The 20,069-nt window shown below is 71.7% G+C and carries 19 protein-coding genes and 1 riboswitch; of the genes, 8 read left to right on the plus strand and 11 right to left on the minus strand.

Annotation, left to right across the window (positions count from 1 at the left end):
• Positions 1-61: 61 nt before the first annotated feature.
• The 4 genes from C4J65_RS07555 to C4J65_RS07570 form a co-directional block, all read right to left on the minus strand.
• Complete coding sequence (locus C4J65_RS07555; RefSeq protein ID WP_115741705.1) at positions 62-1,078, minus strand: C40 family peptidase; 1,017 nt, start codon at positions 1,076-1,078, stop codon at positions 62-64.
• Positions 1,079-1,314: 236 nt separating this feature from the next.
• The gene (locus C4J65_RS07560; protein ID WP_115746336.1) at positions 1,315-2,358 is read right to left on the minus strand and encodes a C40 family peptidase; all 1,044 of its coding nucleotides are present in this window, start codon (positions 2,356-2,358) and stop codon (positions 1,315-1,317) included.
• 251 nt (positions 2,359-2,609) lie between these two features.
• On the minus strand, positions 2,610-3,953 hold the full coding sequence (locus tag C4J65_RS07565) for an NYN domain-containing protein (protein WP_115741706.1): 1,344 nt from the start codon (positions 3,951-3,953) through the stop codon (positions 2,610-2,612).
• 62 nt (positions 3,954-4,015) lie between these two features.
• Positions 4,016-4,255 (minus strand): hypothetical protein, encoded by a 240-nt coding sequence (locus tag C4J65_RS07570; RefSeq protein WP_003976677.1) that lies wholly within the window; start codon positions 4,253-4,255, stop codon positions 4,016-4,018.
• 156 nt (positions 4,256-4,411) lie between these two features.
• Between C4J65_RS07570 and C4J65_RS07575 the strand changes: the two genes are divergently transcribed.
• From C4J65_RS07575 to C4J65_RS07605, 7 genes are all read left to right on the plus strand, one after another.
• A complete protein-coding gene (locus tag C4J65_RS07575) occupies positions 4,412-5,182 on the plus strand; it encodes a rhomboid family intramembrane serine protease (RefSeq protein WP_115741707.1) in 771 nt (256 codons plus the stop codon).
• The gene (locus C4J65_RS07580; protein WP_031035777.1) at positions 5,179-5,460 is read left to right on the plus strand and encodes an Lrp/AsnC ligand binding domain-containing protein; all 282 of its coding nucleotides are present in this window, start codon (positions 5,179-5,181) and stop codon (positions 5,458-5,460) included. Before C4J65_RS07575 ends, C4J65_RS07580 begins: the two co-directional genes overlap by 4 nt.
• A gap of 157 nt (positions 5,461-5,617) precedes the next feature.
• Positions 5,618-5,929, plus strand: coding sequence for a small secreted hydrophilic protein (locus C4J65_RS07585; RefSeq protein WP_115741708.1), 312 nt, complete (start codon positions 5,618-5,620; stop codon positions 5,927-5,929).
• A 58-nt stretch (positions 5,930-5,987) separates the two neighbouring features.
• Positions 5,988-7,352, plus strand: coding sequence for a HAMP domain-containing sensor histidine kinase (locus C4J65_RS07590; protein ID WP_115746337.1), 1,365 nt, complete (start codon positions 5,988-5,990; stop codon positions 7,350-7,352).
• Positions 7,349-8,014 carry a response regulator transcription factor gene (locus C4J65_RS07595; protein ID WP_115741709.1) on the plus strand — a complete coding sequence of 222 codons (666 nt, stop codon included), beginning with the start codon at positions 7,349-7,351 and terminating at the stop codon, positions 8,012-8,014. Before C4J65_RS07590 ends, C4J65_RS07595 begins: the two co-directional genes overlap by 4 nt.
• Positions 8,015-8,070: 56 nt before the next feature.
• On the plus strand, positions 8,071-9,486 hold the full coding sequence (locus tag C4J65_RS07600) for an SLC13 family permease (RefSeq protein ID WP_162833072.1): 1,416 nt from the start codon (positions 8,071-8,073) through the stop codon (positions 9,484-9,486).
• Between the two features lie 11 nt (positions 9,487-9,497).
• Positions 9,498-10,751, plus strand: coding sequence for a glycerate kinase (locus C4J65_RS07605; protein ID WP_115741710.1), 1,254 nt, complete (start codon positions 9,498-9,500; stop codon positions 10,749-10,751).
• Here C4J65_RS07605 and C4J65_RS07610 read toward each other — a convergent pair.
• The 6 genes from C4J65_RS07610 to C4J65_RS07635 all read right to left on the minus strand — a co-directional run bounded on the left by C4J65_RS07610 (position 10,673) and on the right by C4J65_RS07635 (position 17,939).
• Positions 10,673-12,058, minus strand: coding sequence for an aminotransferase class V-fold PLP-dependent enzyme (locus C4J65_RS07610; RefSeq protein ID WP_115741711.1), 1,386 nt, complete (start codon positions 12,056-12,058; stop codon positions 10,673-10,675). The two genes, C4J65_RS07605 and C4J65_RS07610, sit on opposite strands and share 79 nt — an antisense overlap.
• A 230-nt stretch (positions 12,059-12,288) precedes the next feature.
• A riboswitch (SAM riboswitch) is annotated at positions 12,289-12,405 on the minus strand.
• A gap of 144 nt (positions 12,406-12,549) precedes the next feature.
• Positions 12,550-13,614: an anthranilate phosphoribosyltransferase gene (gene trpD, locus C4J65_RS07615; RefSeq protein WP_115741712.1), complete on the minus strand. Its 1,065-nt coding sequence runs from the start codon at positions 13,612-13,614 to the stop codon at positions 12,550-12,552.
• A gap of 131 nt (positions 13,615-13,745) precedes the next feature.
• Positions 13,746-15,383, minus strand: a complete 1,638-nt coding sequence (locus tag C4J65_RS07620) for a cytochrome bc complex cytochrome b subunit (RefSeq protein ID WP_115741713.1) — start codon at positions 15,381-15,383, stop codon at positions 13,746-13,748.
• A complete protein-coding gene (locus tag C4J65_RS07625; protein WP_115741714.1) occupies positions 15,380-16,438 on the minus strand; it encodes a Rieske 2Fe-2S domain-containing protein in 1,059 nt (352 codons plus the stop codon). Before C4J65_RS07625 ends, C4J65_RS07620 begins: the two co-directional genes overlap by 4 nt.
• Positions 16,435-17,244 carry a c-type cytochrome gene (locus tag C4J65_RS07630; RefSeq protein ID WP_003976665.1) on the minus strand — a complete coding sequence of 270 codons (810 nt, stop codon included), beginning with the start codon at positions 17,242-17,244 and terminating at the stop codon, positions 16,435-16,437. The genes C4J65_RS07625 and C4J65_RS07630 overlap by 4 nt, the downstream gene beginning before the upstream one ends.
• Positions 17,245-17,318: 74 nt before the next feature.
• Positions 17,319-17,939: a heme-copper oxidase subunit III gene (locus C4J65_RS07635; RefSeq protein WP_115741715.1), complete on the minus strand. Its 621-nt coding sequence runs from the start codon at positions 17,937-17,939 to the stop codon at positions 17,319-17,321.
• 209 nt (positions 17,940-18,148) lie between these two features.
• Here C4J65_RS07635 and C4J65_RS07640 point away from each other — a divergent pair, with 209 nt between their 5' ends.
• Positions 18,149-18,550: a hypothetical protein gene (locus C4J65_RS07640; RefSeq protein ID WP_115741716.1), complete on the plus strand. Its 402-nt coding sequence runs from the start codon at positions 18,149-18,151 to the stop codon at positions 18,548-18,550.
• 131 nt (positions 18,551-18,681) lie between these two features.
• Here C4J65_RS07640 and C4J65_RS07645 read toward each other — a convergent pair whose 3' ends face one another.
• Positions 18,682-19,959, minus strand: a complete 1,278-nt coding sequence (locus C4J65_RS07645; protein WP_115741717.1) for an Ig-like domain-containing protein — start codon at positions 19,957-19,959, stop codon at positions 18,682-18,684.
• Between the last annotated feature and the right edge of the window lie 110 nt (positions 19,960-20,069).

Here is a 20,069-nt window from a genome sequence, read left to right on the forward strand (position 1 = left end):
CCGCGGAAGGCACCGGGCGATGCGGACGCGGTGGACGCGGCGGGCCGGAGGGGCCGTGGGGTCACACCCTGGTGACCGAGGAGATCGGCATCATGCCCACCGGGTCGTAGCGCACGGGCGCGCCGGGGTAGGGCGCGTGGATCACCCGGCCGTTGCCCGCGTACATGCCGATGTGGCTGGCGTCGTCGCGGTAGGCGACCAGGTCGCCGGGGCGCGCCTCGGCCAGGGACACGCGCCGCCCGGCGCCGGACTGCGCCTGGGAGGTGCGCGGGATGCCCACCCCGGCCTGCGCGTAGGCCCACTGGGTCAGGCCCGAGCAGTCGAAGCCGGAGGGGCCGTTGGCGCCCCAGACGTAGGGCTTGCCGAGGGCGGAGCGGGCCGCGGCGAAGGCGGCCGCGGCCCGGCCGGAGGCGGGGGCCGCGGCACCGGCGAGGGCGGTCAGGTCCTCGCGGCCCGAACGGGACCCGCGCCCGTAGGCGGCGCGCTCGTCGTCCGGGAGGGCGGCGAGCAGTGCGCGGGCCTTGGCCAGCTTGCGCTCCACGGTCTTCTTGTGGGCGGCGACGGCCTTGCGGCCCTTCTCCAGCTCGGCGAGTTTGCGGGCCGCCTCCGCCCGGTCCTGGGCGAGGTCGCGCATGGCCTGCTGGAGTTCCCTCAGCTCACCCGCCTGGCGGGTGGTGATCCGGTCGAGCACGGAGGCCCGGTCGAGGTAGTCGTCCGGTTCGGCGGACAGCAGCAGCGCCAGTGACGGGTCGATGCCGCCGGAGCGGTACTGGGCCCCGGCCAGCGAACCGAGCGCGTCCCGCATGGTGTTGACGCGCTGCTGCTGCCGGGCGATGGAGTCCTGTGCGGTGGAGACCTCCTCGCGCAGCGTCTCGGTGCGCGCGTCGGCCTTGTTGTAGGCCTCGGTCGCCTGCTCCGCCTCGGTGTGGAGCCGGTCCACCTCCGCCCGCCGGTCGTCGTGCGGGGCGGCCGCGGCCGGTACGGCGCCCAGGAGTGCGGCGGCCACGGAGAGCAGGCCGACGGCGGCGGTGGAGCCACGGTCGAACCCGGATGGTGCAAGGCGGCGATGGGACCCCACGGGAAGCCGCACTCCTTCCGCTGGCGGACAGGGAAACGCGGCAGACAGTAACCCCCCGGCGGGGCACCGGCCAACGACCTCCGGCGCCGCGCAACGCGACGCCCCGCCGCTGACGCAGGTCACCGGCGGGGCGGGGGGTCACAGGGCCCGGACGTGATTCGCCCGAACGGGCGGCACGGCGGGGGCGACTTCGGGTGGCGCGGGTCGTCCGGGCCGGGCCCGGACACGGGGCACGGTCAGACCCGTACGCCGAACATGAACGGACCGCCGATGGTGCTCATCGACTCGTAGCGGACGTTCGTGCCGGTGCGCGGCGCGTGCAGGACCTGGCCGTTGCCGGCGTAGAGGCCGACGTGGTGCAGGTCGCCGAAGAAGAAGACGAGGTCGCCGACCTGCAGCTGGCTCATCGAGGAGATGCGGGTGCCGGCTCCGGTCTGCGCCTGGGAGGTGCGCGGGATGCCGACGCCGGCCTGGGCGTACGCCCAGGAGGTCAGGCCCGAGCAGTCGAAGGAGGACGGGCCGGTGGCACCGTAGACGTACGGCGTGCCTATCTTGCTCTGGGCGGCGGCGAAGGCCGCGGCGGCCCGGCCGGAGGCGGGGGTGGACTTGCCGCCGGTGAGGACCTGGCGCTCGCTGGCACGGTTGGAGCGCTGCTCCTCGTCCTGGAGGGCGGCCTTCTCCTGCGCGGTGAGCGTGTTGAGCAGCTTCTGCGCGGAGGAGAGCTTGCCCTGGACTTCCTTCTTCTTGTTGCCCAGTTCGGTGCGGGTGGCCGAGAGGTCCTTGAGCTTCTCGGAGGCCTCGGACCGCTGCTGCGCCAGGTCGCGCTGCTTGGTCTGGATCTTCTTCAGCGCCTCGACCTGCTGACCGCTCAGCTGGTCGAGGGTGGAGGCCTTGTCCAGGTAGTTGTCCGGGTCGGCGGACAGGAAGAGCTGCAGGGAGGGGTCGATGCCGCCGGAGCGGTACTGGGCGCTGGCCATCGAACCGAGGCCGTCGCGCAGCTCGTTGAGCTCCTCCTGGCCGCGGGCGACGTTGTCCTGGATGGTGGAGATCTCCTTCTGGAGCTTCTCCTGCTTCTCCTTGGCGCCGTTGTACTTCTCGGTGGCCTGCTCGGCCTCCTCGTAGAGCTTGTCGACCTTGGCCTTGACCTCGTCCTTGCTCGGCTTCTCGCTCGGGGCGGCGTTGGCGGCCTGGGAGCTGAGAGCGACAGCGGCGGCGGCAGCGGTGGTGAGCACGGTCACGCGCGTACGGCTCGGCTGCTTGGGACGACGGTGGGACGCCACGGAGACGAGCTCCTTCTTGAGAGGGATCACCCGTTCGAGGGTTCGAAGAGTGACCCTAGTGACCCACTCGTGATCAGTTCAAATCCTCCGCCGAAAAATCACGGTTACGCACCGCGTTTTTCGCCGCAACTCACCTGCAGTGACACCCTTCTGACGCTACGTTGCGTGACGGTTCCGTCAATTCGGGCATAGAGCGCCTACGTTACGGTTGGTACGGAAGTGAAGAGAAGTGGCCGGAAGCCGACGGCCGGCTAGGAAAGCCGCTTGAGAAGCACCGCGGACGCCACCGGGCGTGCGCCCGCGCGCGCCACGCCGTCGGCGACCTCGCGGTCGGTGGAGACGACGATGACCGGCCGGCCCGGCGGCTCGGCCCGCACCAGCTGCCGGATCAGCTCGTCGGCGGTGACACCGGGCTTGGAGAACAGCACGCGTACTCCGCGCGGCGGCGCGAGCAGCACCGGCGCGACGAGTTCGGCCCCGTCGAAGACGCAGGTCATCTCGGCGCCGGTCTGCGCGGCGAGCTGGGAGAGCTGGCCGAGCAGCCGCAGCCGCTGCTTCTCCAGGGGCATCTGCGGATAGCCGGTCTTGGTGACGTTGTAGCCGTCCACGACCAGGTGCGCCTGGGGCAGCGCCAGCAACTGGTCGAGGATCGCCGGGTCGTTCTCGGACAGGGCCCGGTTGGCGATGTCCTTCGGCGTCATCCGGCCGGGCTCGACCGCGTCCACGGTCTCGGCGGGCCGCACGGACACCGGGGGCAGTGCCAGCTCGCGGCGCAGCCCCTGGGTGGCGTCGAGGAGGGTGTCGAGCAGCAGCCGTACGCGCATGTCCTCGACGCTGCGCCCCTCCCGGGCGGCCTTGCGGGTGGCCTCCAGGGCCGCCTCGGCCTCCCCCAGGCGGGCCTTGAGCCGCCGGGTCTCGCTCTCGGCCGCGGACACCTGGGTCTGCCCCTCGGCCCGTACGGCGTCCAGCTCGGCCTGGATCTTGCGCAGCGCCGCCTCGCCGCGCTTGACGTCGCTGAGGGCGGAGCGCAGCTTGCGGTGCAGCGACTCGGTCTCCCGCTTCGCCCCGTCCAGCTCGGCGCGCAGCCGCTCGGTCTCGGTCCTGGTGTGCTCCCGGGCCCGGGCCAGCTCCTCGTGCAGCCGCTCCAGCTCCGCGCGGCTCTGCTCGTCGGCGCGCTCGGCGTCCGCGCGCTGCGCCTCCTCACCGGCGGCGGTGACCAGCTTCACCCAGCCGTGCGGGCGCAGGACGTAGGCCGCGGCGGCCACGTCCAGCGGGTCGGCGGCCGGCAGCGCGGACCCGGCGTCCAGCGCGTCCGCCAGCTCGGGCTGGGTGTCGCGGAACTTCTCGCCGATGCGCCGGCGGAAGAGCGGGTCGGTCTCCACGGCGGCGGCCATGGCGTTGCCGGCGAACTTGGCCCGGCGGTTCGGGGCGAACCTGGCGTACTGCCTCAGCTGCGCGGGCAGCTCGCCGAGGGTGAGCGAGCCGAAGCCGTCGGACACGATCTGCACGACCCGGCGGCGCACGCCGTCGGGCAGCGGGCGGTCGAGCACCTCAGCGGCGCCGTCGCCCGGCCCCCCGCCGTGTGTCTCCACCATCCGTCACCCCAATGTCTCAGGGCGATCCCGGGCCGGAATCGCCTGGTGCGGGGCCGCTCCCCTCAGGAGGCGGCACCCGGCCTGTCCACGAGTTCCACCTGGTCCACGGCGTTGCACCAGCGGCACCGCACCGACTCGACGGTCTCACTGAGCACCTCGCGCTCCTCGACCGTCGGCTCACCGGCCAGGTCGAGGTGCACGTACTCGACGACCTTCGAGGCCCGGGTCACGTCGAAGCGGGTGAGGTTGCCGCAGAGGGTGCAGCGCCACCGCGTCGTGTCGGTCGGCAGGGGAACCGTCATCGTGGCTGTTCGCTCTCTTCCAGTGTCGGCGACGCGCCGGGCTCCCCCGGTGCGTGTGGCACGTAACCCTACGGCCTGGCGGGTACCCGACGCCCGCGTGTCCACGGCGGCGAGGCGCTATGAGCCCTCGTGCCCGTTACGTCATGCTCTGTGTCCATGATCGGCAACTGGAGCACGGCGGTCCGCAGAACGGTCACGGCGGTCAGGAGGCTCGCCCCGGCCCGCCCGTCCCGGCGCCGGACGGCGCCCGTGACGTACACACTGATCACGCTGTGCTGTGTGCTGTTCCTGATCAGCCCGGCTGCGGGCCTGAATCCGGTGTACGGCACCGGGGAGGAGGTGCTGGCGGCGCAGCGCGCCTACTTCCGGCGCTGGGGCGTGATCCCCGCAGAACTGTTCGAGGACTCCCCCGGTTCGGCGCTCACCCCGGCCACGGCGCTGTTCGTCCACGGCAGCTGGGTGCATCTGCTGGGCAACATGCTCTTCCTCTACGTCTTCGGCGCCATGACCGAGGAGCGGATGGGCCGGCTCCAGTTCGCCCTGTTCTACCTCGGCTGCGGCTACCTGGCCCTGGTGGGCTACGCGGGTGCCAACGCCCACTCCCAGGAGTCCCTGGTCGGCGCCTCGGGGGCGATCTCCGCGGTCCTCGGCGCCTTCCTGTTCCTCTTCCCGCGGGCCCGCGTGACCAGTCTGCTGCCCTTCCTCTTCTTCCTGCCGCTGCGCTTCCCGGCCTGGGTCGTGCTGCCGTTCTGGGTTTCCCTGCAGTGGCTGGCGGCGGGGCGGGCCGGTGACGGTCCCGGGGTGGCGTACCTCGCGCACCTGGTGGGCTTCGGTCTCGGCTTCGCCTTCGCCTGGGTGCGGTTCGGGCGTACGACTAGAGTTGGTGGCGTTCCAGTGGCGGCGCCCGAGGGAGAGAACCAGCCGTGATCAGCGCGATCGTCCTCATCAAGACCAGCGTGGACCGCATTCCCGAGATCGCGGAGCAGATCGCGGCGCTGGAGAGCGTCAGCGAGGTCTTCTCCGTCACCGGCACCTACGACCTGATCGCCATGGTGCGGGTGAGCCGGCACGAGGACCTGGCCGAGGTCATCCCCGGCCGGATCAGCAAGATCCCGGGCGTGGAGGGCACGGACACCCACGTGGCGTTCCGCACGTACTCCCAGCACGACCTGGAGGCGGCGTTCGCGATCGGCCTGGACAACTGAGACGCCGGCGAGTGGGAAGCGCCCCCGAAGGGGCGCGGGGAACTGCGCGACCAGCCACGGCGGACCGGCACTGATCCGACAACGGGCAGATGCAGATGAAGGCTTCTTCATCCAGGGCTCATCCGGCCCACCGGATACCCCGCGCAGAATCCACCGCATGGTCTTCTCCCGCCGGATGGCGGCCCTCGCGGCCGTCGTCCTCATCCCGCTCGGCATCGCCGCGACCAGCTTCGCCCTGACCGACAGCCCGCAGGAACCCAAGGTTCCGGCCAGGGTGGAGCTGGAGAGCGGCTCCCCCACCCCGGGGCCGGCCTCCTCCTCGCCCGAGCCGACGCCCAGCGACCAGGTGGTGACGCGGCCGCCGGTCACCGACGGCCCTTCGGATGACGACGATGACGACGACCGGGGCCGGGACGCCGGGGACTCCGCAGACGACGCAGCCGGGGACGACGGACCCGGCGACGGGTGAGCGCGAGCGCCGCCGGATCTCGGCCCGGGTCCGCATCCTGCTGTGGCTGCTGCTCGTGATGGCGGTCGCGCTGGCCTCGGTGGCGGCGACCACCCGCTCGATCCTGCTGCGCGACACCGACCAGCGGATCAACGGTCTGCTCGCACAGGAGGCGGGCGAGTTCGCCAACTTCGAGGAACAGGGCTTCGATCCGGAGACGGGCCGTCCGTTCGCCGACCCGGGCCGGCTGCTGCGGGTCTTCCTGGAGCGGCAGTACGCCGACCTGGACGAGGAACTGGTCGGCCTGGTGGGCGAGGTGGGCAGCCGGCCCACGCAGATCATCCAGCAGCGCGAGATCCCGGTCGGCCGGCCCCTGCACGAGGACGCCGACGCCCGGCGCCGCATCTACGCCTCCCCCGACTCCTCCGGCACCCTGGACCGGCCCGAGGGCGAGATCCGCTGGGCCAAGGTCACCGTGGCCCGCTACGGCGGCGAACCGGCGGCCGCGTTCGTGGTCGCCTTCCACCCGGGGCGTGAACAGGCGCGCGCGGACGCGGTGTTCCGCGTCCTGCTCGCCATCTCCGGCGTCGCCCTGCTGATGACGACCGGCATCGCCTGGGTGGTCGCGGGCCGCATCCTCAAACCGGTGCGGCTGGTGCGCACGACCGCCGCCCAGCTCACCGAGCAGGACCTGACCCGGCGCATCCCGGTGCACGGCCACGACGACGTGGCGGCCCTCGCCGAGACCTTCAACGCCATGCTGGACCGGCTGGAGCGCGCCTTCGCCGCCCAGCGCAGGTTCGTCGACGACGCGGGCCACGAGCTGCGCACCCCGATCACCATCGTGCGCGGCCACCTGGAGCTGATGGGCGACGATCCGGCCGAGCGCGAGGAGACCGTCCGCCTCGTCACCGACGAACTGGACCGGATGAGCCGCATCGTCGAGGACCTGCTGCTGCTCGCCAAGGCCGAACGCCCCGACTTCGTCACCCCCGAGCCGGTGCAGCTCGCCGAACTCACCGCCGACGTCTACGTCAAGGCCCGCACCCTCGGCGACCGTGAGTGGGTGCTGGACGGGGTCGCCGACCGGGAGGCCCGGCTCGATCCCCAGCGGATCACCCAGGCCATGGTGCAGCTCGCGCAGAACGCGGTACAGCACACCACGGCCGGTCAGCGGGTCCGCATAGGCTCCCGCGCCGACGGCTCCCGGATCGAGCTGTACGTCGCCGACTCGGGACCCGGCGTCCAGCCGCAGGACGCCGAGGTGATCTTCGAGCGGTTCCGCCGCGGCACGGCCCGCCGCGGGGTGCGCGGCACGGGCGCCGGGCTCGGGCTGTCCATCGTGCGGGCGATCGCCGAGGGCCACGGCGGCCGGGTCGGCCTGCGCACCACCGAGGGCGGCGGCGCCACCTTCGTACTCACTCTGGAAGAGGCACGACCATGAACCGCATCCTCATCGTCGAGGACGAGGAACGCATCGCCTCCTTCGTCCAGAAGGGCCTGCGCGCCAACGGCTTCACCACCACCGCGGTCGCCGACGGCGACGCCGCCTACGAGTACGCCCTCACCGGCGGTTTCGACCTCGTCGTCCTGGACATCGGCCTGCCCGGCCGGGACGGCTTCACGGTGCTGCGCGAGCTGCGCGAGGCCCGGGTGACGACCCCGGTGATCGTGCTGACCGCACGGGACTCGGTACGGGACACGGTGGCCGGTCTGGAGGGCGGCGCCGACGACTGGATGACCAAGCCGTTCCGCTTCGAGGAGCTGCTCGCCCGGGTCCGGCTGCGCCTGCGTACGGCGGCCAGGGCGCCGGAGGTGACGGTGCTGAGGTCGGGGACGCTCAGCCTCGACCTGCGTACCCGCCGCGCCCGCGCCGAGGGGCGCACCGTGGACCTGACGGCCCGTGAGTTCGTGCTCCTGGAGCTGTTCCTGCGCCACCCGGGGCAGGTACTGTCCCGCGAGCAGATCCTGTCGCACGTGTGGGGCTACGACTTCGACCCGGGCTCCAACATCGTGGACGTGTACGTGCGGGCCCTGCGCAAGAAGCTCGGCGCCCAGCGGGTGGAGACCGTGCGCGGGATGGGGTACCGGCTGCCGACCTGGTGAAGTTTCCTTCATGTGACCCTCATTGAGGGCTCACCGCGCCCGTGGACGCTCGAGGCGTGACGTTGAACCTCCGCCTCGCGGCGGCCCTGTGCGCGGCGCTGTCCCTGTGCGCGCTGCTGGCGGTCCCCGCCAACTTCCCCGCCCTGGGCGGCGACGCGCGCCTCACCCTCGCCGTGTTCGCGCTGGCCACCTGCGCCTGGATCGGTACGCCGATCGACGACACGTACATCGCGCTGGGTGCCGGGCTCGCGCTGACGGCGACCGGTGTGATCAGCAGCGACACGCTGTTCGGCACCCTCGGTGAGGACACGGTGTGGCTGCTGATCTGCGCCTTCGTGCTGGCGGCCGCGGTCGCCCGGACCGGGCTCGCGGGGCGGGCGGCGGCGTTCCTGGTGGGCGGGGCGCGCACGGTGCGGCAGCTGGTGCACCTGACGACGGCCGCGCTGGTCGTCACGGCCTTCGCGGTGCCGGCCACCTCGGGCCGGGCGGCGCTCGCACTGCCGGTGTTCCTCGCCCTCGCCAAGGCGCTCGCCGACCGGAAACGACTGGTCGTGATGCTGGCGCTGCTGTTCCCGACCGTGATCCTGCTGTCGGCGGTGGCGACCCTGATCGGTGCGGGTGCGCATCTGATCGCGGTGTCGGTGCTGTGGGAGGCGACCGGGGACCGGATCGGCTTCACCCAGTGGCTGCTGCTCGGCCTGCCGCTGGCGGTGGCCTCCTCCCACCTCGCCGCCGAGACGGTCCTGCTGACGACCACGCGCCGGGCGGACCGCGCGGGGCCCGTCCGCGTCACCGCCGAGGAGATGCAGCGGCACAGCGACAGCCCGGTCACCGGCCCCTGGACGCAGGCCGAGAAGCGCTGCGCGCTGCTGCTGGCCACGGTGGTGGCCCTGTGGTGCAGCGAACCCCTGCACCGGGTCTCCCCCGCCGTGGTGGCGCTGATCGGCGCGGTCGTCGCCTCCTCCCCCGCGCTGGGCACCGTACGGCTCAAGGACGCGCTGAGGACCGTGCCGTGGTCGCTGCTGCTGTTCATGGCGGCGACGATGGCGATGGGCGTCGCGCTGGCCGACTCCGGTGCGGCGGGGTGGCTGGTGTCGGGCCTGCCCGCGGACGTCGCCCCGGCCGCCTTCCTCGGCGTGGTGGTCGCGGTGAGCACGGCGGCCCACCTGGTCCTCCAGTCCCGTTCCGCCCGCTCCTCCGTGCTGGTCCCGCTGGTGATCGCCGCGGCCGTCGGCGCCGGGGTCAACCCGGTCGCCGCCGCGCTCGCCTCGACGGCGGCGGCCGGGTTCTGCCACACGCTCCCGGCCTCCGCCAAGCCGGTCACGCTCTTCGCCGACGTGCCCGGCGTCCCCACGTACACCCCGCGCGACCTGCTGCGGCTGTCCGCCGTACTGGCGCCGCTGACCGCCCTGCTCGTGCTGTTCTTCGCCGCCGCGGTCTGGCCGCTGCTCGGCGTGCCCGTGACCCGCTGAAGGAGCCCTCCATGTCTTCTCCGTCCCCTGTGCTGAACCGTGTGGTCGTGGCCCCCAGCGGATTCAAGGAGTCCCTGTCCGCCCGGGCCGCCGCCGACGCCATCGCGGCGGGCGTCCGCCGGGTGCTGCCGGACGCCGAGATCGACCGGATCCCGCTCGTGGACGGCGGCGAGGGCACCGCCGTGGCGCTGGCGGAGGCGACCGGTGGGCGGCTGGTGGCGCTGGCCGCCACCGGTCCGGTCGGCGACCGGGTCGGCACCCACTTCGCGCTGCTCGGCACCCGGGACACGGCGGTGGTGGAGATGGCGGCCGTCGCGGGCCTGTCCCTGGTCCCCCGCGCCCTGCGCGACCCCGGCGCCACCACCACGTACGGCGTCGGCGAGCTGATCCGCTCCGCCCTCGACAGCGGGGTGCGGCGCGTCCTGGTCGGCTGCGGCGACTCCGGGACGTCGGACGGGGGCGCGGGCGCGCTCCAGGCGCTCGGGGCCCGGCTGCTGGACGCCGACGGCTTCGAACTCGGCCCCGGTGGCCGGGAGCTGAACCGCCTCGTCCGCGTCGACCCGTCCGGTCTCGACGCCCGGCTGAAGGACACCGAGCTGCTCGTCGCCTGCAACCCGTACAACGTGCTGTGCGGCGAGCGGGGCGTGGCCCGGGTGTTCGGCCCGCAGAAGGGGGCGACGCCCGCGCGGGTCGAGGAGTTGTCGGCCGGGCTGGAGAACTGGGCGCGCGTCCTCACCCGCGACCTCGGCGTCGTCGGCACCGACCTGCGCACGGGGTCCGGCACCGGCGCCTCCGGCGGTCTCGGCGCGGGGCTCGCCGCCGTCGGGGCCCGGCTGCTGCCCCGCTTCGACGTGCTCCTCGGCCATGTCGACCTGGACGCCCGCCTCGCCCGGGCCGACCTGGTGCTCACCGCCGAGGGCGCCCTGGACCACCAGACGCCGCGCGGCAAGGTCCCGGCCGAGGTGGCCCGCCGCGCCAAGCTCTCCGGCAGGCCCGTCCTCGCCCTGGCGGGGACGCTCGGCGAGGGCGCGCACGACGTGCCGGGGGTGGACGCCTGTCACGGGATCATGCCGGCGCCGATGGCCCTGGCGGACGCCTTGCTGCGCGCCTCCGAGCTCCTCACGGACGCCACGGAACGGGCGCTGCGGATGGTGCTGCTGGGGGCCCGGTTGCCGGCCGGGTCGGCTCAGGCGGCGGTGCCGGTCACCGGCGCCGTGCCGCCGGACGCCGTGTCGGGCACGCAGCGGCCGTCCTCGGTGCGGTAGTTCCAGCGGGCGCCGTCGCTCACCAGTTCCCGGACGGCGTTCACGAACCGCTCCACGTGCTCGTCCGGGGTGCCCGCGCCGAAGCTGACGCGGATGGCGTTGAGGGACTTCTCGCCGGGCGCCGCCTCGGGCGCGCCGCACTCGCCCTGCGTCTGCGGGTCACTGCCGAGCAGGGTGCGCAGCAGCGGGTGGGCGCAGAACAGGCCGTCGCGCACGCCGATGCCGTACTCGGCGGAGAGCGCGGCGGCGAAGTGCGAGCTGTTCCAGCCCGCGACGACGAAGGAGAGCACCCCGACGCGCGGCGCGTCGTCGCCGAAGAGGGAGAGGACGCGCACCTCGGGCACCCCGGCGAGGCCCTCGCGCACCGTCCGGATCAGGTGCTCCTCACGGGCGACCAGCGTGTCGAACCCGGCCTCGGTGAGCGCCTTGCAGGCGGAGGCGATCGCGTAGGCGCCGATGACGTTGGGCGATCCGGCCTCGTGCCGGGCGGCGCTGTCGTGCCACTGGACGTCCACGCCGCCGTCCGGGCGCCGGGAGACGCTGCGGCTGGCTCCGCCGCCGGCCAGGTACGGCTCCGCCTCGCGCAGCCAGTCGGCGCGGCCGGCCAGCACGCCGGAGCCGAAGGGCGCGTACAGCTTGTGCCCGGAGAAGGCGACCCAGTCCACGTCCAGGTCGCGCACGCTCACCGGGTGGTGCGGGGCGAGCTGGGCGGCGTCCAGCACGATCCGGGCGCCGTGCGCGTGCGCGGCGGCGGCCAGTTCCCGCACCGGCCACAGCTCGCCGGTGACGTTGGAGGCGCCGGTGACACAGACCAGGGCGGGCCCGTACGGCTCGCGGGCGGCGAGGGCGCGCTCCAGGGTCTCGACGGCCTGTGCGGGGGTGCGCGGGGCGTCCAGACAGGTCACGTCGGCGTCGCGCCAGGGCAGCAGCGAGGCGTGGTGCTCGGTCTCGAAGACGAAGACCCGGCAGTGCGCGGGCAGCGCGGCGGCCAGCAGGTTCAGCGAGTCGGTGGTGGACCGGGTGAAGACGACCTGGTCGTCGTCCCGGCAGCCGAGGAACCCGGCGACGGTCCCGCGGGCGTTTTCGAACAGGTCGGTCGACAGCTGCGAGAGGTACCCGGCACCCCGGTGGACGCTGCCGTAGTACGGGGCGTAGGCGGCCACGTCGTCCCAGACCCGCTGGAGCGCGGGCGCGCTGGCGGCGTAGTCGAGCGCGGCGTAGGTGACCTCCCCGCCGGTGACGAGCGGGACGGTGACGTCCCGGCCCAGGACGGGCAGCGGGGTGGCGACAGCGGTGGGTACGGACATGGCGGACTCCCGTGAGGACCAGCGCGCGGCAGGGCGCTGTGAAAGAGAAGAAAAGGGGGTGCGGAGGCGGGGCTCTGCGGCCAAGGGCCTGTCCCTCGGCCCGGCCCGGGGCCGCGGGGGCATGAAGCACCGCGTGGGGGCGTCGGGCCGGTCCGAGGGACAGGCCCTATCGCATTCGCCGGTTCACGGGAGACTCCCTCGGACGACCCAGGACCCCTGGTTCCGCGAGGGGTCCGCGCTTGCCGTGGACCTTGCTGTCCACGACCTGGTCTTCACCCGGGGCACCCCGCCACGGACGGAGGGTTGCCGGACAGTCGGCCGGGGCCTCATGACTGTCACTCATGACCTGTCGAAAAACCTAGGGGAAATGATCGGCGTCCCGCAACCCGGGTCCGGATCGCGGGACGCACGTCACATGTACCGCCGTACTGCCGTACCGCCGTACTGCCGTACCGCCGTACTGCCGTACTGCCGTACCGCCGTACTGCCGCTCAGGCGTTGCTGACGGCCACCCAACGCTCCAGCACCCGCCGGGCCGCCCCGGAGTCGATCGCCTCGGCCGCCCGGTCCATCCCGGCCCGCAGCCGCTCGGACAGCGCCCCCTCACCGGGTTCCAGGGCCTCCAGGGCCGCCGCGGAGTTCAGCAGGACCGCGTCCCGCACCGGGCCCTTCTCGCCGGCCAGCAGGCGGCGGGCGACGTCGGCGTTGTAGGAGGCGTCGGCCCCGCGCAGCGCCTCGACCGGCACCAGTTCGATGCCGACGTCCCGCGGGTCGAAGGTCTCCTCGGTCACCCGGCCGTCGCGCACGACCCAGACCCTGGAGGTGGAGGTCGTGGTCAGCTCGTCGAGTCCGTCGTCGCCGCGGAAGACCAGCGACGAGTGGCCGCGCTCGGCGAAGACACCGGCGACGATCGGTGCCATCCGGGCGTGCGCGACACCGACCGCCTGGGCCTTCACGCGGGCGGGGTTGGTCAGCGGGCCCAGGAAGTTGAACACCGTACGGATTCCGAGCTGGCCGCGGGCCGTCGCCACGTGGCGCAGCGCCGGGTGGAACTTCACGGCGAAGCAGAAGGTGATGCCGGCTTCCTCGGCGACCTCCGCCACCCGCTGCGGCGTCAGCTCCAGGTTGACCCCGAGCTTCTCCAGGACGTCGGAGGCCCCGGACGCCGAGGAGGCGGCCCGGTTGCCGTGCTTGACGACCTTCGCCCCGGCGCCGGCCAGGACGATCGCCGACATGGTGGAGATGTTGACCGTCTTGGCGCCGTCGCCGCCGGTGCCGACGATGTCGACGGTCTTCCCCGGCACCTCGATCACGTTGGCGTGTTCGTACATGGTGCGGACCAGTCCGGAGATCTCCTCGACCGTCTCACCCTTGAACCGCAGGCCCACCGCGAACCCGGCGATCTGCACGTCGGTCGCCTCGCCGCGCATGATCACGTCCAGCGCCCAGGCGGTGTCGTCCGCGCTCAGGTCGCGGCCGTCCAGCAGTCCGTTCAGCAGGGCGGGCCAGGAGCGGTCCGCCGTGGTGTCGCCTCCAGCGGGGGTCACAGCGCTCATAGCCGCTCCTGAATCGTGTGTGTCGTCGACGGGGATCGTGCTCCCACCCTATCCAGCCCCGGGCACGGCGAAGGGCCCCGTCCGCAGACCGGAACGGGGCCCTTCGACCGTGGTGTGGCGACGCTGGAGGGTCAGTGGTGGCCGTGGCCGCTCGTGATCTCCTTGTACTCCTCGACGGTCGGCTTCGGAATCTGCGACTCCTCGCCGTAGTACGACTCGCTGAGCTTGGCACGGAGCTTCTGCGTGCCGCTCACCTTGCGCTCGACGCCGTTCTCGTCGACCGTCGGGCCGATCTCGGCCGGCGCGTACTGCTCGTGCGCCGTGAGCGTGTGCAGCTGCTCCTGGCTGAGCGGCTCGTGCACCTCGATGAACTCACCGTGCGGCAGGCGCTTGATGATGCCGGACTCGCGTCCGTGCAGCACCTTTTCCTTGTCCCGGCGCTGGAGGCCGAGGCAGATCCGCTTGGTGGCGATGAAGGCGACGACCGGACCGACGAAGAACGCGATGCGGACGAACCAGGTGATCGCGTTGATCGACAGGTGGAAGTGCGTGGCCCACAGGTCGTTGCCGCCACCGATCAGCAGCACGAAGTAGACGGTCAGCCAGGCGACACCGAAGGCCGTACGGGTCGGGGCGTTGCGCGGGCGGTCCAGGATGTGGTGCTCGCGCTTGTCGCCGGTGACCCAGGACTCGATGAACGGGTAGACCGCGATCGCCGCCAGGACCAGCGGGAAGATCAGCAGCGGGATGAACACGCCCAGGACGAGTGTGTGGCCCCAGAAGTTGATCTCCCAGCCGGGCATCACCCGGATCAGGCCCTCGGAGAAGCCCATGTACCAGTCCGGCTGGGCGCCGGTGGAGACCTGGTCGGGCCGGTAGGGCCCGATGGCCCAGATCGGGTTGATCGTGGCGATGGCCGACACCACGGAGATCACACCGAAGACCAGGAAGAAGAAGCCTCCGGCCTTCGCCGTGTACACCGGCAGCAGCGGCATGCCGACGACGTTCTTGTTGGTCTTGCCGGGACCCGCGAACTGCGTGTGCTTGTGGTAGAAGACCAGGATCAGGTGGCCCACCAGCAGCCCGAGCATGATGCCCGGCAGCAGCAGGATGTGGATCGAGTAGAACCGGGACACGAAGTCGTGACCGGGGAACTCCCCGCCGAACAGGAAGAACGAGATGTACGTGCCGACGATCGGCACGGACAGGATCGCGCCCTCCATGAAGCGGATACCGGTGCCCGACAGCAGGTCGTCCGGGAGCGAGTAACCGGTGAAGCCGGTGAACATGCCGAGGACGAGCAGCAGGAAGCCGAACAGCCAGTTGACCTCGCGCGGCTTGCGGAACGCGCCGGTGAAGAAGACGCGCATCATGTGCACGAACATGCCGGCCAGGAAGATCAGCGCGGCCCAGTGGTGGATCTGCCGGATCAGCAGTCCGCCGCGGACGTCGAAGCTGATGTCCAGAGTGGAGGCGTACGCCTCACTCATCATCTGGCCCTGCAGCGGCACGTACGAGCCGTGGTACTCGACCTCGGCCATCGACGGGTGGAAGAACAGCGTCAGGTACACACCCGTGAGGATGATGATGATGAAGCTGTAGAGGCAGACCTCACCCAGCATGAACGACCAGTGGTCGGGGAAGATCTTGCGCATGTTGGCCTTGGCCAGGGAGTAGATCCCCAGCCGGCCGTCGGCCCAGTCGGCGACGCGCTCGCCGGCCGGTGACTTCCCGCGTGAGCGGGGCGCTTCGTTGGCTGCAGTACTCATCCGCGCTCCCAGAAAGCAGGACCGACGGGCTCTTCGAAGTCGCCGAGCGCTTCGAGGTAACCCTCGTCGTTCACGCCGATGCGCAGCTGCGGCAGGGCGTGACCGGCGGGACCGAAGATGACCCGGGCGCCGTCGGCAAGGTCGAAGGTGGACTGGTGGCAGGGGCAGAGCGCGTGGTGCGTCTGCTGCTCGTACAGGGAGATCGGGCAACCGACGTGGGTGCAGATCTTCGAGTACGCCACGATGCCCTCGTGCGACCACTCGAGCTCGCGCTTGTCCTTGATGGAGTCCGGCTCCAGCCGGATGATCATCAGGGCCGCCTTGGCGATCTCGTTCTGGAAGTTCTCGTCGTGCTCCTCCAGGCCCTCGGGCATGGCGAAGGTGAGCGAGCCCACCGTGACGTCGGAGGGACGCAGCGGCTCGTTGGTGTTCTGGTTGACGAGCAGCTTGCCCTTGGACCACAGGGTGTGGCGGAGCTTGGTCCCGGGCAGCGGGCCGAGGTCGCGCAGCAGGACGACGCCGGAGAGCGGCACCAGGGTGAGCGCGCCCAGCATCGTGTTGCGGATCAGCTTGCGGCGCCCGATCACGGACTCCTTGGCGCCCTGCTTGAAGTCCGCGTGGACCTTGGCACGGACCTCGGGGGGCGCCTCGATCGGGTGACGCTCGTCGGCGACCTCCTCGTCGGACATCAGGGTGCGGGCCCAGTGGACCGCGCCCGCGCCGATGGCGAACAGCGCGACGCCGAGCGTCATGCCGAGCGCGAAGTTCAGCGCACTGATGTGACCGAGCGGGAAGATGTAGACCGACTTGTCGACGTCGATCGCCACGAACGCGGCGATGAAGGCGATGGTGGCCAGCATCGACAGCGTGAACAGCAGGGCGACCGTGCGCTCGGAGCGCTTGGCGGCCCGCTCGTCCACGTCCTGGACCCGCGGCTCGTGGGGCGGCAGCCCCGGGTCGGCGAACGGGTTCGTCTCGTCCGCGGGCCGGGCGGCAGCGCCGTGCGGGCGGTGCTCTGCCGGCAGGTTCTCTTCTGGAATGTCTTGGCTACTCATGACTTCTTGGCCTTTGCGGTCCGAGCGGCGACCCAGACGGCGACGGCGATCAGCGCGCCCAGTCCGAACACCCAGGCGAACAGACCCTCACTGACCGGGCCGAGTCCGCCGAGGCTGAGACCACCGGGGCTCTCGGTGTCGTCACCGTTGACCGCGTCCAGGTAGGCGATGATGTCCTTCTTGTTCTGCTCCGACAGCGTGGTGTCGGGGAAGGAGGGCATGTTCTGCGGGCCGGTCTGCATGGCCTCGTAGATGTGCTTCGGGTCGACACCCTCGAGGCTCGGCGCGTACTTGCCGTGCGTCAGGGCGCCGCCCTTGCCGGTGAAGTTGTGGCACTGCGCGCAGTTGGTGCGGAACAGCTCACCGCCCTTGGCGATGTCCGCGCCCTCGGGGCCGTACTTCTCCTCCGAGGGGATGGCCGGACCGGCGCCCAGCGACGCGATGTAGGCCGCGAGCTGGTCGATCTCCGCCTGGGAGTAGATGACCTTCTTCTTCGGGACCTGCGCGCCGGGCTGCTGGGCCGGCATGCGGCCGGTGCCCACCTGGAAGTCGACGGCCGCGGCGCCTACGCCGACCAGGCTCGGACCGTCACTGGTGCCCTGCCCTCCGGTGCCGTGGCAACTGGCACAGCCGACGGCGTAGAGCTTCTTGCCCTCGTCGATGGCGAGGGACTGGGCGGATTCATCGGCCTGCGCCTTGCTCGCGGGTGCGAACGCGGCGTACAGCCCCCCTGTGCATGCCAGCGCGAGGAGTAGGACGACGAGGGCCGCCAGCGGATGGCGTCGTCGTGCGGAGAGCTTTTTCACGGATTACCCCGGTGTCAGGATCTTCTGCGTCGATGCTGTCGATGCTTCTGGTGTTGCGCGGGTGCGCGCCGCGACTACTTGATCAGGTAGATCGTGGCGAACAGGCCGATCCAGACCACATCGACGAAGTGCCAGTAGTAGGACACGACGATGGCGGCGGTCGCCTGCTCGTGGGTGAACCTCCGGGCCGCGTAGGTGCGGCCGAGGACCAGCAGGAAGGCGATGAGGCCGCCCGTCACGTGCAGTCCGTGGAAGCCGGTGGTCAGGTAGAACGCCGAACCGTACGGGTCGGACGAGAGCGAGATGCCCTCGTGCTTGACCAGCTCGGTGTACTCGAACACCTGACCGCCGATGAAGATCGCACCCATCACGAAGGTGACGATGAACCACATCCGGAGCTTCTTCACGTCACCGCGCTCGGCCGCGAACACGCCGAGCTGGCAGGTGAGGGAGGAGAGCACCAGGATCGTGGTGTTCGTCGCGGAGAACGGGATGTTCAGCGCTTCGGCCTTCTCGGACCAGAAGTCCGGGCCGGTCACCGATCGCAGGGTGAAGTACATCGCGAAGAGGGCCGCGAAGAACATCAGCTCGGAACTCAACCAGATGATGGTTCCGACGCTGGTGAGGTTCGGCCGGTTGACCGACGGGTGCGCGTGCCCGGTTTCTACTGTCGTTGCTGTCGCCACGACCGACATTATGTCGGTCGCTTATCCCGCCCTCACCCCGGGGGGTGCCGTTCGGTGTGTTCCCCCTGCTGGTACGGCCCGGATGGCCCATCGAACGGCCCGTCGGAGGCCTGTCGAAGGCCTGTCCGAACCAGTGCTGACGGGACGTTCGAGGGAGTAGCATCCGCCCCAACGGGCTACGACAGCCTTCACCGGTCTCACCGCGTATCGGAGGAAGCATGCAGGCGACCGCCACGGTGCTGGTCTACAGCGACGACTCCAACACCCGCGAACAGGTGCGGCTCGCGACCGGCCGCCGGCCGGCTCCGGACGTGCCCGTGGTCGAGTTCGTGGAGTGCGCCACCCCGGCCGCCGTGCTCAAGGAGCTGGACCGGGGCGGGATCGACGTCTGCGTCCTGGACGGCGAGGCCGTGCCCATGGGCGGCATGGGCATGTGCCGCCAGATCAAGGACGAGGTCTTCCAGTGCCCGCCGGTGCTGCTGCTCATCGCCCGGCCGCAGGACGCGTGGCTGGCCACGTGGAGCCGCGCGGAGGCGGCTGTGACGCTGCCGGTGGAGCCGGTGGAGTTCGCGTCGGCGCTGGCCTCGCTGCTGCGGGAGAAGCGGCTGCAGGGCGTCTAGGGGCGCCTTCCGGCTCGTTCGGCTGCGTCGTTGGGCGGCTGCGGGCCGGTGGGGGTCGATCGCGCCCACGCGGCGGAGCCGCACATCGACTCAGCCCCGCGCCCCGGGCGGCGCTGCCCCGGACGGCGTCTTCATGCGCTCTCCGGTCGCAGACGGGCTTGCTCCGCCGTACCGGACGCGTTGCCCGTGCCGCCCGTCAGGGCGCTGCCCGTGCGCCACTTCGCCCAGTCCATGTTCCAGTCGCCGAAGCCGTTGCCGAAGGGTTCCATCGTCTCGCCGCCCGAGTTGACGACCTCGACGAGGTCGCCCTCCTGGACCGCGTTGAAGAACCACTCCGCGTTGTCGGTGCTCATGCCGACGCAGCCGTGGCTGACGTTGGCGATGCCCTGGGAGCCGACGGACCAGGGGGCGGCGTGCACGTACTCGCCGCTCCAGGTCACCCGGGTGGCCCAGTAGACCGGCAGGTCGTACGACTCCGAGGAGCCCTCGGCGATGCCGACGGTGCTGCTGCGCATGCGTACGAAGGATTCCTTGCCGAGGACGACCTTGACGCCGTTGCGGGTGTCGAAGCCGGGTTTGCCGGTGGTGACCGGGATCTCCCGGATCGCCTCGCCGTCCTGGTAGACCGTCAGCGTGTGCGCGCCGGCGTCGGTGACGGCCACGACGCGGTCGTCCGTGGTGATCTTCAGGGGCTTGGCCCTGCCGCCCCACATCCGGTCGCCGATCTTGATGCCGTCCAGGGTGCTGTGGACCTTGATGGTGGCGTGGGCGGGCCAGTACTCCTGGGGCCGGTAGTGGAGCTTCTTGTCGTCCACCCAGTACCAGGCGCCCCGCACCGCGGGGGTGGAGTCGACCTTCAGGGCGCGCTCCACTATGGCCCGCTGCGCCGGGTCCTGGACCGGCTGGCTCAGTTCCGCGGTGATGGGCTGACCGACGCCGTACGCGCCCGCCTTGGGCCCGAAGGCGACGTCCAGGGTCTTCTTCGCGCCGGGCTTGCCGGTCTCGAAGGCGAGCACCTTGCGGCCGGGCGCGCCGTCCCCGTCCTCGGTGCTGACGCGCACCGTGTAGCTGGCGTTGGCCGCCAGCGGCGAGGTGCTGTGCCAGCGGGCGCCGTCGGCGGACAGCTCGCCGGCGACGTGGCGCCCGGTCGCGTCCATGGCCGTGACGTCCGTGATGCGCCCGTCGGCGCCCTCGGCGACCACCTCCAGGGGTTTGTCCGGGTCGGCCTTCTTCCCGGCGTCCGTGGGGCCGTTGAAGGAGATCTGGCCGGCCGCGTCGTAGGGCGTGGCGGACAGCGGGTTGTCGTCGTCGCCGAGGCAGGCGGTGACGCTCGCGCCGAGGGCGATCACCAGCAGGGTGCAGCCGACGACCGTACGCCCCCGCGCCTGGAAGTGAACCGTGTTGCTCATGGCCTCACGCTAGGGAGAGACGTCAACGGCGGCGCGGTGGGTAAGCCGGAAGAGTGAGAGACGGTACGGCAGACGAAGGGGCCCGGACGCTCCTCGCGGAGTGTCCGGGC

Origin of the sequence: Streptomyces sp. CB09001 (assembly GCF_003369795.1) — a bacterium.
Classification (GTDB): domain Bacteria; phylum Actinomycetota; class Actinomycetes; order Streptomycetales; family Streptomycetaceae; genus Streptomyces.